Origin of the sequence: Candidatus Methanoperedens sp. BLZ2 (assembly GCF_002487355.1) — an archaeon.
In the GTDB taxonomy this organism is placed as follows: domain Archaea; phylum Halobacteriota; class Methanosarcinia; order Methanosarcinales; family Methanoperedenaceae; genus Methanoperedens.
In genome coordinates this window covers 40,549-54,938 of the sequence record NZ_NTMG01000068.1, presented here as the reverse complement: position 1 = coordinate 54,938, position 14,390 = coordinate 40,549, and the positions used below count along the sequence as shown (strand labels likewise).

The 14,390-nt window shown below is 41.6% G+C and carries 16 protein-coding genes; 10 read left to right on the top strand and 6 right to left on the bottom strand.

Annotation, left to right across the window (positions count from 1 at the left end; all coding sequences use genetic code 11):
- Positions 1-14: 14 nt before the first annotated feature.
- Positions 15-221 carry a 4Fe-4S binding protein gene (locus CL181_RS13905; protein ID WP_255251577.1) on the bottom strand — a complete coding sequence of 69 codons (207 nt, stop codon included), beginning with the start codon at positions 219-221 and terminating at the stop codon, positions 15-17.
- 44 nt (positions 222-265) lie between these two features.
- On the opposite strand from CL181_RS13905, the gene aroC reads away from it, so the two are divergent.
- The 5 genes from aroC (at position 266) to CL181_RS13875 (ending at position 4,980) form a co-directional block, all read left to right on the top strand.
- Complete coding sequence (gene aroC / locus CL181_RS13900; RefSeq protein WP_097299918.1) at positions 266-1,366, top strand: chorismate synthase; 1,101 nt, start codon at positions 266-268, stop codon at positions 1,364-1,366.
- A 287-nt stretch (positions 1,367-1,653) separates the two neighbouring features.
- Positions 1,654-3,270 carry an O-phosphoserine--tRNA ligase gene (gene sepS, locus CL181_RS13890; RefSeq protein WP_097299916.1) on the top strand — a complete coding sequence of 539 codons (1,617 nt, stop codon included), beginning with the start codon at positions 1,654-1,656 and terminating at the stop codon, positions 3,268-3,270.
- Positions 3,267-3,857, top strand: coding sequence for a hypothetical protein (locus tag CL181_RS13885; protein ID WP_097299915.1), 591 nt, complete (start codon positions 3,267-3,269; stop codon positions 3,855-3,857). Before sepS ends, CL181_RS13885 begins: the two co-directional genes overlap by 4 nt.
- A complete protein-coding gene (locus CL181_RS13880) occupies positions 3,854-4,705 on the top strand; it encodes a shikimate kinase (RefSeq protein WP_097299914.1) in 852 nt (283 codons plus the stop codon). Before CL181_RS13885 ends, CL181_RS13880 begins: the two co-directional genes overlap by 4 nt.
- Complete coding sequence (locus CL181_RS13875; RefSeq protein ID WP_097299913.1) at positions 4,696-4,980, top strand: chorismate mutase; 285 nt, start codon at positions 4,696-4,698, stop codon at positions 4,978-4,980. The genes CL181_RS13880 and CL181_RS13875 overlap by 10 nt, the downstream gene beginning before the upstream one ends.
- On the opposite strand, the gene CL181_RS13870 is transcribed toward CL181_RS13875, so the two are convergent.
- Entirely contained in the window at positions 4,977-6,335 is a 1,359-nt protein-coding gene (locus tag CL181_RS13870; protein WP_097299912.1) for a PFL family protein, read from the bottom strand. The genes CL181_RS13875 and CL181_RS13870 overlap by 4 nt on opposite strands.
- Before the next feature lie 175 nt (positions 6,336-6,510).
- Here CL181_RS13870 and CL181_RS13865 point away from each other — a divergent pair, with 175 nt between their 5' ends.
- Positions 6,511-7,278: a hypothetical protein gene (locus CL181_RS13865; RefSeq protein WP_097299911.1), complete on the top strand. Its 768-nt coding sequence runs from the start codon at positions 6,511-6,513 to the stop codon at positions 7,276-7,278.
- 181 nt (positions 7,279-7,459) lie between these two features.
- On the top strand, positions 7,460-7,774 hold the full coding sequence (locus CL181_RS13860; RefSeq protein ID WP_255251576.1) for a transposase: 315 nt from the start codon (positions 7,460-7,462) through the stop codon (positions 7,772-7,774).
- A 6-nt stretch (positions 7,775-7,780) separates the two neighbouring features.
- Here the strand turns inward: CL181_RS13860 and CL181_RS13855 are convergent, their stop codons facing one another.
- Positions 7,781-8,059, bottom strand: a complete 279-nt coding sequence (locus tag CL181_RS13855; protein WP_097299909.1) for an ACT domain-containing protein — start codon at positions 8,057-8,059, stop codon at positions 7,781-7,783.
- A 75-nt stretch (positions 8,060-8,134) separates the two neighbouring features.
- Here CL181_RS13855 and CL181_RS13850 point away from each other — a divergent pair, with 75 nt between their 5' ends.
- On the top strand, positions 8,135-8,371 hold the full coding sequence (locus CL181_RS13850) for a hypothetical protein (RefSeq protein ID WP_097299908.1): 237 nt from the start codon (positions 8,135-8,137) through the stop codon (positions 8,369-8,371).
- Between the two features lie 2 nt (positions 8,372-8,373).
- Here the strand turns inward: CL181_RS13850 and cfbB are convergent, their stop codons facing one another.
- The 3 genes from cfbB to cfbD form a co-directional block, all read right to left on the bottom strand.
- Complete coding sequence (gene cfbB / locus CL181_RS13845; protein WP_097299907.1) at positions 8,374-9,801, bottom strand: Ni-sirohydrochlorin a,c-diamide synthase; 1,428 nt, start codon at positions 9,799-9,801, stop codon at positions 8,374-8,376.
- 536 nt (positions 9,802-10,337) lie between these two features.
- Positions 10,338-11,129 (bottom strand): Ni-sirohydrochlorin a,c-diamide reductive cyclase ATP-dependent reductase subunit, encoded by a 792-nt coding sequence (cfbC, locus tag CL181_RS13840; RefSeq protein ID WP_097299906.1) that lies wholly within the window; start codon positions 11,127-11,129, stop codon positions 10,338-10,340.
- Positions 11,122-12,243, bottom strand: coding sequence for a Ni-sirohydrochlorin a,c-diamide reductive cyclase catalytic subunit (gene cfbD, locus CL181_RS13835; RefSeq protein ID WP_097299905.1), 1,122 nt, complete (start codon positions 12,241-12,243; stop codon positions 11,122-11,124). Before cfbD ends, cfbC begins: the two co-directional genes overlap by 8 nt.
- 698 nt (positions 12,244-12,941) lie before the next feature.
- On the opposite strand from cfbD, the gene CL181_RS13830 reads away from it, so the two are divergent.
- The gene (locus tag CL181_RS13830; RefSeq protein ID WP_141398918.1) at positions 12,942-13,442 is read left to right on the top strand and encodes a hypothetical protein; all 501 of its coding nucleotides are present in this window, start codon (positions 12,942-12,944) and stop codon (positions 13,440-13,442) included.
- Position 13,443: 1 nt separating this feature from the next.
- Positions 13,444-14,136: a hypothetical protein gene (locus CL181_RS13825; RefSeq protein ID WP_097299903.1), complete on the top strand. Its 693-nt coding sequence runs from the start codon at positions 13,444-13,446 to the stop codon at positions 14,134-14,136.
- Positions 14,137-14,390: the final 254 nt, after the last annotated feature.

Genomic DNA, 14,390 nt, shown 5'->3' with positions numbered 1-14,390 from the left:
TTTGATGTTGATGTTTACCATCCTCGCTCAAGCCGGATCGCCTTTGGCATGCAGTATGTTAAGCATATTGTGCATCCGATACAGAAACTTTTGTCCACGATTTCTGCCACAGTCTTACCATTTTTCTCAACAAGCCTGTAAATCCTTGGCCCTTTCGGGCAAACTCTTATACATTCCCCGCATCCTGTGCATTTTTCATCATCAATGAATATATCTATCATGTTTTCCAAACACATATATAAACAATAATGCTAAATTAAAGCGCATGTCTGGAAATACTTTTGGTACACTTTTTCGGATGACAACATGGGGTGAGAGCCACGGCCCTGCAGTAGGTGTTGTCGTTGACGGCTGCCCCGCCGGCCTTTTACTTGATGATTCTGATATCCAGAAGGAATTAAATCGCAGGCGTCCGGGGCAAAGCGGTATAACAACCCCGCGCAAGGAAGACGATAAAGCAGAGATATTATCAGGAATATTTCTGGGGCATACCACAGGCGCGCCGATATCGATACTGGTGCGAAATAATGATGTCGATTCAAGCAAATATGAGGCTCTTCGTGACACTGTGCGCCCGGGACATGCGGATCTTACTTATGAATTAAAGTATGGATCCCGCGATTGGCGGGGAGGAGGAAGGTCATCAGCGCGTGAAACAGCTGGACGTGTTGCAGCCGGCGCAATTGCAAAGAAAATTCTTGGTATGAATGGCGTTGAAGTGTTAGGTCATGTAGTTGAAATCGGGGGTATTCGCGCAAAGACTGTGGATGTTGAACATATCCGTGAAAATACGGAGAAAAACCCTGTCAGATGCGCGGATATGGATGCTGCATTGCAAATGGAAGCAATGATCCATGCTGCCAGAAGCGAAGGCGATAGTGTAGGCGGGATCGTTGAAATTATTGGCCTTGGGGTCCCTGCCGGCGTGGGTGAGCCGGTATTTGATAAGCTGGGCGCTGAACTTGCAAAGGGATTAATGAGCATAGGCGCTGTGAAAGGCATAGAAATAGGCATGGGATTTAAGAGTTCAATTATGAGAGGCAGCCAGATGAATGATCCGATCGGGATGCAGGAGGGTAAGCCAAAGCCCCTTACAAATAATGCAGGAGGGATCCTTGGGGGCATCAGCAACGGTGAACCAATAGTTTGCAGGATCGCAGTGAAGCCAACACCATCGATTTCAAAAGAACAGTGCACAGTAGACCTTAAGGCTCTGAAGGATACCCGGATAAAGATAACAGGCCGCCATGACCCATCCATCCCGCCGCGCATCGTGCCAGTTGCGGAAGCGATGATGGCGCTTGTGCTTGTTGATATGATGATGAGAGGCGGGTTCATAAGAACATCAATTATAGGATCAGTATGAAAAAAATTAACAATGAACTCGGACAAACTCAAAACGAACTCATGCCATCTGAGTTCGTTCCAGTTTGTTTTAGTTCTTTGTTTTTTTCATGTTCATTTATGAACCACAATTCATGGCCGACTTTGCGTACATTGTGGTGTTTGATTTTATTAAAAAACAAACCGCAGATTCCGAGTCGCGCCTCGGAGGGACGCAGATGAACGCAGATTTGCTATATCGGATTTGGAAAATATTAACATTTTGCGTTATTTACGGTGTTCAGATTGTTATTTAGGAGAAAGCTATTCATGAAATTCAATCCCGATGAGATAAAAGAAGCAACAAAAGGAGATTTCGATGCTGCCTGGAACGAAGGCAAAAAGTACGTTCCAAACCCCGGCATCAATGAAAAATACCCGCGCATATCATTGAAATACGGCAAACCACACCCGGTTTTTGATACCATACAGAAACTACGTGAAGCATATATGAGAATGGGTTTTGAAGAATTCATGAACCCTATCATAGTGGAAGACAGGGATATCCACAAACAGTTCGGATATGAGGCGCTTGCAGTTCTTGATCGCTGCTTTTACATAGGCGGCCTCCCAAGACCAAACGTGGGAATATCGGATGAAAGAATAATCCAGATAAAAAATATCCTCGGAGACATTGGTGATGAGGGTGTGGAAAAGATAAGGCTGATCCTTCATTCATACAAGAAAGGTGAGATAGAGGGAGATGACCTTGTCCCCGAAATGGCCTCAGGATTAAAAGTCGCGGATTCCAAAGTTGCCATAATGATAGACCATGTATTCCCTGAATTCAAGTCACTTGTTCCCGTATCTTCACAGAATACACTTCGAAGCCACATGACATCAGGATGGTTCATAAGTCTTGGCGAAATGTGTGAGTACCGGAAAGTGCCGCTTCGCCTTTTTTCCGTGGACAGGGTATTCAGGCGCGAGCAGGCCGAAGATGCAACGCGCCTTATGGCGTATTATTCAGCATCATGCGTCATAATGGATGAGAACGTGAGCGTTGAGGATGGAAAGGCTGTGGCTGCGGGGCTTCTTTCGCAATTTGGTTTTTCTAATTTCACTTTCAGGCCCGATGAAAAGCGAAGTAAATATTATGTGCCTGATACCCAGACCGAAGTTTTTGCCTATCATCCGAAACTTGTAGGTTCAAAGACAAAATACAAGGATGGCTGGGTTGAAGTCGCAACATTCGGGATTTATTCGCCATCCGCCCTCTCACAGTACAATATACCATATCCTGTGATGAACTTAGGGATGGGGGTTGAGCGCCTCGCAATGATACTGCATGATTCTACGGATGTCCGCGCTTTGACATATCCGCAGTTCCAGTACAAAACCAATTGGGTCATGTCAGATAGCGAAATAGCATCAATGATATTTGTCGAAGATGTGCCTGTTACGGAAACAGGAAAAGAGATACAGGCTGCGATCGTCAGGACCTGTGAGCAGTATGGGAATACCGTAAGCCCCTGTGAATTCACAGCATGGGAAGGGGAGTTGTCAGGGAAAAATATCCTGGTCAAGGTCATTGAGCCCGAGGAAAATACAAAGCTTTGCGGACCTGCTGCGATGAACGAGGTCATTTCTTACAGGAACGACATTCTTGGACTCCCAAGGACTTCAAAGTGGGATGAGGCATTCAAGAACGGTGTCAGTTCAGGCATAAGATATATTGATGCATTCGCGGCACGCTGCGCAAAAGAGATAGAGGAAGCTGCAAAGAATGGAAGCGGCTGCGAAATAAGAGCCAGGATCATCAAAGTGCCCTCGGAGATCAATATCATGATAGACCCCATAGTACAGCGGTATATCACAGGATTACAGAAAAAAATAGATACAAGAGGACCTGTATTTACAACGGTCAGGATGGAGATCGTATCTTGAAATTACGAGCTGAACCTTTTACTTTAGAATGGCGGCCTGATAATAAGGAATCTGAACGAAATTTGCGTAATAATTTAAATCTTGAATGGTGCGATGCCGTACTATTTAATGTTAATGCAATAAAAAAAGGAACTGGAAAAGAATATGATGCAATTTTGTTGAGTGAAAATAAAGAGGCGATTTTATTTTTTGAGTATAAAGATTCTCCAACAACATATCGGAATTATAAAGGAAAAAAAGCTCAGCAAAAAAATAGTTATGCAAAAAATATAGCAAAAGCTTTTGGTTTCCGTTGGTATAATTTTATCGTAGTGGTTAATAAGAAAGGACAAAGTAATAGTAAAAAAGGAGATTCTAGAGTTATTCTAATGGATGAACTCAAAAATTATGTATTGCATAAAGAAGATGAAAAAGTTGTTTTTAGTAATGAAGAATATGAGATTGAATTACTCCAAACAAATGATGTACTTAATTCTATAGATAAGGTTATTAATAGATATAAAAATGAAAAAGGTTCAGTCGAATCAAATGAAGTATTTGAAGATTTGGTAAAAGTTAAAAGACAAATCGAACAGGTGAATAAATGAAGCAAGCTGGATACGCCATTGCATACGGCGCAGGAACAATAATCAACGCGATTTCCACGTGGAAAGGCGCTGCATTTGGTATTGACTTAAAAACACAAGCTGAGGTCATACTTACAGACAATAAGGAAATAATCGGCTATATGGAAGAAGGCGGTGACACAACCCTTATCGAACGCAGTGTTGAACTCACACTTTCACGCTTTGGCTCTAAAACCGGTGCCAAAGTGGCAACAAAATCCCAGATTCCCATAGCAAGCGGGCTTAAGAGCTCAAGTGCTGCCGCAAATGCGACTGTTCTTGCTACACTTGATGCGCTTGGCGAAAAGCTTGAACCTCTCGAAGTGATTAAAATTGGTGTCCAGGCAGCGCTTGATGCTAAAGTCACGATAACAGGGGCTTTTGACGATGCCTGCGCCTCTATGCTCGGGGGATTTGTGATAACCGACAATAAGAAGAAAGAGCTCATCAAAAGAGAAGAGCGGGATTCACAGGTGCTGATACTGGCCCCCGGAAAAAGAGTATTAAGCTCCGGGACAAATGTACTGCGTTCACGGCTTATTGGCAAGTGGGTGGAAATGGCATATAAGGAAGCAATTGCGGGAAATTACGAGAAGGCTATGACCCTGAACGGTTTCCTGTACTGCGCAGCCCTGGGCTTTAGCACAGATCCCATGATGATGGCGCTTGAATTGGGTATCGATGGAGTAAGTTTATCAGGGACAGGGCCCGCCTACACCGCGCTTGGAAGTCCTGAGTTGCTTGATAAGCTTGAACCCGTATGGGAGCGATTTGGCGGAAAAGTGATAAGGACAAAAGTCAATAATAGCGGTGGAAAAGCATGCCTCTGAAAGAAATAAGGGCAAAGATAGAAAGAATCGATGCACAGATACTGAGTCTTATCGACCAGCGAACTGCCCTTGCAAAGGATGTGCTTGATGCAAAAAAGGCAGAGTCTAAGCCGATCAATGATGTTGATCAAAACAAAGTGGTGCTGGAAAGAGTTGCGAACCTGGCAACTGAGAGGGGATTGGATGGGGAAGAAGTAAAGAAGATATTTGAGATATTGATCCGTATGAATATCGAGCGCCAGCATGAGATGAGAGGGGAAGGGAATTTGCCTTAATTCCTCATGCTCGTTACAGGGCCTGGCATCCTTCCGCCCCTTAAAATAAAATCATGCGAACTGAAAGTGCTAATGTTCATCACATAGGTCTCACCCAGGAGCCCGCCAAAATTAACATAATCTCCTGCTCTCTTTCCCGGAACCGGAATTAACCTTACCCCGGTCGTTTTATTATTGACCACTCCTATGGCAAGCTCATCTGCAATAATTGCTGATATTGTCTCTGCATTTGTATCCCCTGGAATTGCGATCATATCAAGCCCGACTGAGCAAACTGCTGTCAGCGCCTCAAGCTTCTCGATTGAAAGCGCGCCAACCCTTACTGCCTCGTTCATGCACGAATCCTCGCTGACCGGGATGAACGTGCCGCTTAACCCGCCAACGTTTCCTGATGCCATAGCGCCGCCTTTTTTCACGGCATCGATAAGAAGGGCAAGTGCAGCAGTGCTTCCTGGCGCTCCCATTTTCTCAATGCCCATCATCTCAACGATCCCGGCGACAGAATCGCCTACCTTTGTAGTTGAGGCAAGCGAGATATCAACGATCCCAAAAGGCACTGAAAGATTATGTGCAAGCTCTCTTCCGATTAGCTCCCCGGCTCTTGTTATCTTAAATGTTGTGCGCTTTATGACCTCAGAAAGCTCGGTGAGGCCGCAGTCCCTGTTCTTTTCAACAACACTTCGGACAACCCCGGGGCCGCTTATCCCGATGTTTAGCGAAAAATCAGGCTCTCCCACTCCATGGAAAGCCCCTGCCATGAAAGGATTATCCTCAGGCGCGTTCGCAAAAACCACGAATTTGGCGCATCCGATGCCGTTCTCTGTCCTGTTTGCTATCTCTTTCAAGGTTTTCCCGAGCCTTATCACAGCATCCATATTCATACCTGAAACAGTTGAAGCCACATTCAGGAAAGCACATACCCTTTCCGTACTTGAGAGGACCTGGGGAAGCGAGTTTATAAGCCTTTCATCAGCCTGTGTCATACCTTTCTGGACAAGTGCGCCGAAGCCACCGATAAAATCAATACCAACATCCTTTGATGCCTTATCAAGGATCTTTGCGATCTGGTAAGGTGCATCAGGCTCGGCGCATGCTTCGATGATAAGTGAGACCGGAGTTACCGATATCCTTTTATTGATAATGGGAATGCCGTATTTATCTTCAAGTTTCTGTGCTTCAAGGATAAGTCTTCGTCCATAGCAAGACACCCTGTCATATACGTTTTCCTTGAAAATATCAAGGTCTGAATTGATACAATCCTTAAGGTTTATTCCCAGGGTCACAGTCCTTATATCAAAATTATGATAAAGGGTCATCTGGACTGTTTCAATTACTTCATCAAGTGAATATTCCATGTATTACACCTTAGTATCATGGGGTGGAGAAATCTCCGCGCCTTCAAGAAGGGGATGAATCGTTCCTATTGAATGAGGACGATACTCACCCAAAAAAGCATTTGCTGAAACGGATTTTGGGGTGAGCATAAAATATATATGGTTTCCACAACAAATAAATCTTTGCTGAAACGGTATGAACAAGAATGAAACTATCAAAGCTACTTTGAAAGCTACTAAGAAAAAGAGAAAGAACCAGACGTGCAGAGTGTATGAGCTAAAGATAGACCAATCACATCTCAATAGTGAATCTAAAAAGAAATTACATGGATTATTCTTGGAAGCCAAATGGCTGTACAATCATATTCTTTCACAGGATAATGTTTTTGATCTGGATTTTGATGATAAGATTCAGGAAGTGCCGGTGAAGGTTAAAACGGATTTTGAGCTTCGTCCTCTTTACTATTTATCTTCTCAGATGAAACAAAGTTTAATCCTAAGAACCCAGGATAATATCAGAGGACTTCATAAACTCAAATTGAAAGGCAACAAAGTAGGAAAATTGCAATACAAAAGTTTAGTACAATCAATTCCCTTGAAACAGTATGGGAATACCTACAAGATGCTTGATAAGAACCATGTCAGAGTACAGGGAATCAAGCAAAAGATAAGAGTGAGGGGTTTAAAACAAATTCCTGCCAAATCCGATATTGCCAATGGTACTCTTATCTGCAAGAATGGCGAATATTACTTATCGATAACTACATATCAGGCCAAGAACGAAAAGGTCATTCCTAAAGGGGAGCTAGGTATTGATTTTGGTCTTGGTAAACAATTGATATTAACGAATGGCATAGCTATTAACTATTCTTATCACATCGAAACTCAGACGACTATGCAGACAGCTAAGCAAGCAGGAAGAGCACAGCAAGAACTGGTACAAGACCATAATCAAGATCAATAAAGAATATTCCAAAATTAATAATGTCAAAAAAGATATCAAATGCAAGATAGTTTCTCATCTAAAAGATAATAATAGAATAATATGTTTCCAGGATGAAAATGTAAAAGCATGGCAGAGGATATGGGGAAGGAAAATCCTATCAACATCAATTGGAGGGATAATCAGCACACTCAAGCAAAAGGTGCAAACTCCGGTTGAAATAAATAGAATGTACCCATCAACCAAAACATGCTCCGATTGTGGAAACATTCAGGATATAGCACTTGATCAACGAGTATATATCTGCAATAAATGTGCTAAAGTTATGGATAGAGACCACAATTCAAGCATGAATATCTTGAATGAAGGACTAAAACAAATAGGTACGGTGCGTACCGAATTAACGCCTGTGGATATTGAATCCTCTACTCTAATGTCCCTGAGATACCTAAACAGTATCCCATATGTTAAAGCAAGTTTGGTCTACGAATCAGGAAGCTTCACAGCTTTAGCGTGAGGTAGTTCACACCCTGTGCATGGTCTTAAAGATATTCTCATGCTGGACCTGGATCTTTAAGTCCATCTCATTTTCTATTACTGAAAGCTCTTTTTTCAATTGGGTTATGGTGATAGAAGAATCAGTGATATCGGCAAGCAGCGTCATCACAAAATATCCGCCCATTATTTTCTGATTTAAATCTTCGATATTGATATTATGAGCGAAAACAGCATTTGAGATCCTTGCGATTATTCCTTTCTGGTCTTTTCCGATCACTGTTATAAATACCTGTTCTTTTGTCATTGGAGCCTCATTCGGGATTGTTATCTTCTTCACACTTCTATTTATATTAATGTGAATCCTTATTATTTGACTGGAATGAATACAAAGAACGTAAAGCTACCTGATAATTCAAGAGAACTCCAGAATATCCAGCATTTCGTAGGCGGAACCCACAACATTTTATTGGTGTTAGTCGGCGTGTATTTCGGAAAAGACGATACCACGCTGGGTATTATAATAGCCCTTCTCACGTTCCTTGTTTCACGATTATCATCTGAAATATCATATCAAACATCTATAAAGGTTGTAGAAGAATATGGTAATTCCAGATAGGATCAGGATCCGCAAAACTCCACGAACGCCCCTGCAAAACCCGTATAAGAAGCTGCATGCAGGTGCGCATAGGCTGCCATTGTATTGTTGACAAGTATCCCGTCATACTCACCTTTTATTCCGATCCCGCGCTCAAGCTTAATTGCAAATTCAGTATTATCCGGCAGGTCAATTATCTCAGAATGATGGAATTCATGACCGATAAAAGAAGCCTGGGCTTTTCCGATCACATTATCTTTAATGAAACTGCCGATATTATAACTTACGACTCTTTTATGCCCCATCAGTGTCTTTCCGGGAAGCGCACCTACCATTTTGAAAGTCCCGCCTTTCATTTCTGCCATATTATAATTTCCGCTTCCGGAAACATTTGTTGTGATCTCCTGCGTCAGGTACATCAGTCCGCCGCATTCTGCATAAATCGGAAGACCGTCTTTTGAAGCTTGTTTTATAGCTTCACGCATGGAAATATTATCTTCGAGTTCATTTGTGAATAATTCCGGATAACCGCCCCCGATATACAACCCATCCACTTCAGGCAGAGTCCTGTCATTCACAGGACTGAAATATACAAGTTCGGCTCCTGCAAGTTCAAGCAATTCAAGGTTATCACGATAATAAAAATTAAATGCTTCATCAAGCGCCACTCCGATCTTTATCTTGTTTTTTTGAGGATGCGGCCTGAATATTTTCTCTGCTGGTTTTTCAAGCGTCCGGGCAGAATTAGCGATCGAAATAAATCTATCGATGTCGATTCCTTCTTTTATGATCTCCTTTATCCTTCCCAGGTTCGCATCAAAATCCGCTACTCTTCGCCGTCCTTCCATAGCAGGGATCAAACCAAGATGCCTCATGGAGATCTTCATCGAGTCATTGCGGGGTATTACTCCGATGACCGGGGTATTCGTGTAAGTCTCAATCGCGATCTTTGCTTTCTCGGCATGTCGCTGGCTTCCGATGTTATTCAGGATCACACCAACAATATCAACTTCAGGGTCAAACGACTTATAACCCGATACAAGCGCTGCGGTACTTCTGGTAATGCTTCTTGCATTGATCGTAAGAATTACAGGGCATTTTAATATTTTGGCGATCTGTGCTGTGCTTCCGATATCACTTGTTGCTTCAAGCCCTTCAAAAAGGCCACGTACACCTTCAATAATAGCAATATCTGCTCCACTCGTTGCATGGGAAAAAACCTCACAAACTGCTTCCTCTGACATTAAATAACCATCAAGGTTTCTTGAGAATCGGCCTGTCACTTCCGTATGGTAGCTTGGGTCTATGAAATCAAGACCCACCTTATAAGGCTGGACATTATAGCCCATATCCTTAAGAACCGACATTATGCCGATCGATATAGTTGTTTTTCCGGCTGATGAGCGGTCGCCTGCGATAAGAATTCTGGGGATATCAAGATTTTCGGTCATATTTTTTTAACTCTTTAGATGGTTGTATTGTAAGAATTCAATTGATGGTAAAAGTCAAAGCTTTTTATGCTCGTCTTTGCGGCCTCTGCGGTGGATTTAGTGCCTATCCGAAAAATCAATAAATAGTATATTTTCGAATGAACCACAGAGAGCACAGAGAACACAGAGACGTGTTTAAAAAATCTCTGTGCTCTCTGTGACCTCTGTGGTTTTGGCTTTTCGGATAGGTTCTTAGCCAAACACCGCAAAGAACGCAAAGCGTTCGATAGATATATTTCTAATATCAGGCGCTTGACTGTAAGATGAAAATTAAACCGCAGATAAACGCAGATAAACGCAGATGGATAACAATGGAACACGGATTGCACGGATAACGCGGATACGCACGGATCCGTGGAAATCCGCCCAATCCGTATCATCCGTGTTCTAAGTCGCTGTATGCTTCTGTACCATGCCGCCATGATTACTGATCCAATTTAACAAATCTGCGTTCATCTGCGTTTATCTGCGGTTCCATTACTAACTACCTCCAAAAATCAAATCCGTGTCAATTCCCTCAACCTGCTATCATCAAGCGGCACAGGGATTTTTCCTTCTCTTTTACCCATAATGCTTTTTGCGAGCTTACGGTACACCGCTGCGATCTGCGAATCGGGAGCTTTCTCAATAACCGAATAACCATCTCTTTCGCAGGTCTGCACCAGGACATCTTTTGGAATAAAAGCAAGAAGCTGGCTTCCGACCTCTTTTGCAAACTCGCTGACGATCTTTTCCTCATTCAAAGCGCCGCGCGAGTTGCATATCACACCATTAAGCGTCATTTCAAGGCGGGAAAGTCCTTTACAGATGTTGTTCGCAGCATACAGGGGCATGTATTCGCCTGAAGTGAGCACATATGCCTCGTTCACAAGCCCTTTCTTGACAGGCGCAACAAAACCACCGCATACGATATCGCCGGGCACATCATAAATAACAAGATCCGTGTCCTCGATGGCGCGTGAAATTTTCTTAAGAAGGCTGATAGCAACGATAATTCCCCTTCCTGCGCATCCGATGCCGGGTTCAGGGCCTCCGATCTCAAGACATTTTACCCCTTTATACCCTTTGAAAACGATATCTTCTTCCTTTATATCTATGCCTTCCCTCATAAGGTCCATTATTGTAGGAATGCGCCTTCCCTGCAATAATGTAATGGAGGAATCACTCTTTGGGTCGCATCCGATTATAGTAACGCGGTACCCCTCATCAGCACATGCGGCGGCAACATTTGAAGCGGTGCTTGATTTGCCGATCCCGCCTTTTCCGTAGATAGCTATCTGCTTAGGCATCTTTGACCATCTCCCTGAGCGTTGCCCCGAATTCCGATTCCACGATGTGGGATACTCCCAGTGTCTTGGGATGAAGGTCGATTTCTACCACAACATGAGTGTGCCCCATCTCTTTTAAGGGAATGACCTGGCGCGGTCCGTTTGTTACAGAGAATAATTCCATATTCTTTATATTATTCATGGGAAGCGCATGAGGAACACCTGATATGACTGCAAAATCATAATCACTATATTTCTCACCGATTATCTTATCCGCAGTATTTCCTGCCACAGGATACTCATCCAATCCTCCGATAATGTGGTGTATTTCAAATCCTTTTTCTTTCAGGTCATCCTTAATTTCCCGCGCATTTCTCCTGTTCTTTGGAAGTCCCACATTATCATCAAGGTTCACCATGTTCACGATATTGGAGCCATATCCCAGCTTTTGCGCAACCTGTGCGACTGCAAGGTTAATATCCGCGAACATGAAGGCGGTTTCTTTCTTGGCATTGAGGATATTGAGTCCTTTTTTACCCTGCTTTATTAATTCAAGCAATCTTTCTGCAACCTTGTATTTGAGATCGCCGCGGTTGGGTTCAAGATATTCCTTGCTGGCCGCGCCGTGACGCTTTTCAACCAGCGTAGCTTCTTTAAGAAGCGCTTTTTGTCTCTCAAATTCAGCTTCGCTGATAATTCCACTGGCAAGCGCGGATTCAAGAGCCATAACAACTCCTTTTGTGTTATCCCTGTAGCCAGCATGCACATCCACTTCAATCACAGGAACATCAGGCTGGACCTGGGTCACTGCCTCATGCAATTCCTCTCCGATTATCATGCTTGCGCATGTGCCCACGATCCCTATGCGTCTGGGATTAAAACGCTCTATTACTTTTTCAAGCACCTCAACAAGGGCATCATGCCCCCCGAAAACAAATCCAGTCTCATCAAGCGATGTAGTGACTACTCTCATGCCGTCCTCTTCAAGAAGCCGGGCATGCTTGAAACTGCATCCGGGAGGGCCATGCAGTATAACAACATCGGTATCAAGGTCTCTTAACGTGTACAATGCGGCTACTATTGAACTGGGCCGCGGGTGCATTATAAGTGGTTCTTTTTCTTTTTTAACAGGCATCCTTTTTCTCCGAATTTAATAGAATTATTAATTATTATGAAAACGATGGTTTTTATAGGGCACTTTATTGGATAATACTTTCGGATAAGAATTTGAATTACCTTCTGGATACGAGCCGGATCATCACAAGATCAGGAGGATCAAGAAGATCAGGAAGATCAGCAGAATCCCGATTTTCTGGAGTTTATACATAAATAGTCTTTAGGCAAGTCTGCTATTTCTGATATTCTGATGCTTTACCCACAGAAACTAAACCTTCAGAGTATTTTCTGATGGTTTTTCGGATTTATTATCCTGATAATTATTTATATAATTTTATATTGTCATTATTTCTATCGGAACATTCAGCTTTTTGTCAGTTTTGAGGTAATATTTATATTTTCAATTGAACAGTTTTATTTATGATGTATTACGACATAAAACATAAGGTAAATAACAGACTTAAATAAAATTGCCATGTCAAAGGCAAATATCGATCCCTTATGGAAAGCTATTCTCCAAACGCTCAATATAAATCAATTACATTTATACTGGATGTTTTTTCATCCGATATTTTCGAGATCATTACATGGATCAGACGACCAGTAGTCGGTGCTGCTGATTATTTGCGTTCAATGCGCAGACTTTATACTGTCCAGAATGAACTGAACCAAATTTTAAATGTGGATTATGAAACACGGGAAAGATTACTCAATGCTTTGACCGAAATTGTTTCCATTAATATTTATGAGGAAGATATTGATGAGATCGAAAAAAAATTGGAAGATAAAATCTCGGAATTGAAGGATTTTGATGAATCTTTTAAAAAGTTGAAAATATTTACAGCTAAACTGGATGCATATCAGCAATTTGAAATATTTAGATTATCTTTGATAAAACTTAATGGAAGAATCTCTTCTATAAGAGAAGAAATAAAATCGAAGATTTGGGATAAAAAAGAAAATACAGGTCAGTTACTGGTACTCGACCAGATGTTTTTCTTAATTCAGGAATTAATAAAGGAAGCTATAAAAAATCCGGAAAAAGTTGAACTCTGGACACGAACAGCAATATCATTGCTTAAACTTGAAGCTTTTCACAGGGGCAAAATCACCTTTGATGACCTTCAGGATTATATATCTGAATTAAGCATCCTAACTTTAAGAGCAGAGTCTATCCCGAAGAATTATAATGCCATTTTTGAAGTGTTAGAGGCATGAAATGAATTTTTCCATTGATACAAATATAATTTTAGGGATAGCCAACAATGGAGACCGGATTCATGAGATGTCAATTGCATTGATAGAAAATAAACGAAATGATCATTTGTTTTTATGTAAATCTGCAATAAAAGAATCTCATAATGTTTTTAGGAATAGAATTAACGAGGTTATTGTAGAAATTTTTAGATTTTTTCCGGATATTTATCATAAATCGAATCTTAGTTCATTGGATTGTCAGTTCTTAATTATAGAAAATTTCAAGAAAATGAAGAGCGAAAAACCCGGAATAACGAATTTTCTGAATCTGGTATTCCACGAAATCTCTCTTTTTCTAAAAGATAATGAAATGGAAGGTCTTCCTACCTTTTTATCCGAACTTTCATTAAATCTATCAAGATCAATTCTCATGAAAATAAGTGAAATCCATCGAAATTTTGAAGTAATAACATTAAAATCTGAGAATCTTTCTGATGTTAAGAAATCACTTGCTGAGATCCACTTCAAGGATTCTTATGATGAGCGCATTTTTCTGGAATTGATAACAAATCTATATGAGATCAAACCGATTGAGTTCTTTTTGGACGACAAGGAATTTGCAAAGAATTGCAAAAAAGGTTTTTCAAATATAGTAAGTGATATGGAATTCGAAATGAATGCTTTTTCCTGTAAACTGTTGAAGACGACTGTTTGATTGTATATTTTCAGTTTTTAGACCGAAAGTTTCGTGGTCTTATCTCAGCTTTCAGGAAGTCCAGAAGGTTCTTTTTCTCCACATTTTTCTCTTTATACGATTATGCATTCCGCCAGATGCGCGAGCAGGTTATATACCGTATTGCCTCCTGTGGTTCTATAGCCAGGCGCATGCTCACGAAATGTAGCAAATTATTATACTGTCCAGCGCTTCAAGAAATTGCAAGTACAGCGCATTTGCCTCATCAATAAGGG

Coding starts and splice junctions, on each gene's coding strand:
- CL181_RS13905 (WP_255251577.1), bottom strand. CDS start 221: ATGATAGATATATTCATTGATGATGAAAAATGCACAGGATGCGGGGAA.
- aroC (WP_097299918.1), top strand. CDS start 266: ATGTCTGGAAATACTTTTGGTACACTTTTTCGGATGACAACATGGGGT.
- sepS (WP_097299916.1), top strand. CDS start 1,654: ATGAAATTCAATCCCGATGAGATAAAAGAAGCAACAAAAGGAGATTTC.
- CL181_RS13880 (WP_097299914.1), top strand. CDS start 3,854: ATGAAGCAAGCTGGATACGCCATTGCATACGGCGCAGGAACAATAATC.
- CL181_RS13875 (WP_097299913.1), top strand. CDS start 4,696: ATGCCTCTGAAAGAAATAAGGGCAAAGATAGAAAGAATCGATGCACAG.
- CL181_RS13870 (WP_097299912.1), bottom strand. CDS start 6,335: ATGGAATATTCACTTGATGAAGTAATTGAAACAGTCCAGATGACCCTT.
- CL181_RS13865 (WP_097299911.1), top strand. CDS start 6,511: ATGAACAAGAATGAAACTATCAAAGCTACTTTGAAAGCTACTAAGAAA.
- CL181_RS13855 (WP_097299909.1), bottom strand. CDS start 8,059: ATGACAAAAGAACAGGTATTTATAACAGTGATCGGAAAAGACCAGAAA.
- CL181_RS13850 (WP_097299908.1), top strand. CDS start 8,135: ATGAATACAAAGAACGTAAAGCTACCTGATAATTCAAGAGAACTCCAG.
- cfbB (WP_097299907.1), bottom strand. CDS start 9,801: ATGACCGAAAATCTTGATATCCCCAGAATTCTTATCGCAGGCGACCGC.
- cfbC (WP_097299906.1), bottom strand. CDS start 11,129: ATGCCTAAGCAGATAGCTATCTACGGAAAAGGCGGGATCGGCAAATCA.
- cfbD (WP_097299905.1), bottom strand. CDS start 12,243: ATGCCTGTTAAAAAAGAAAAAGAACCACTTATAATGCACCCGCGGCCC.
- CL181_RS13825 (WP_097299903.1), top strand. CDS start 13,444: ATGAATTTTTCCATTGATACAAATATAATTTTAGGGATAGCCAACAAT.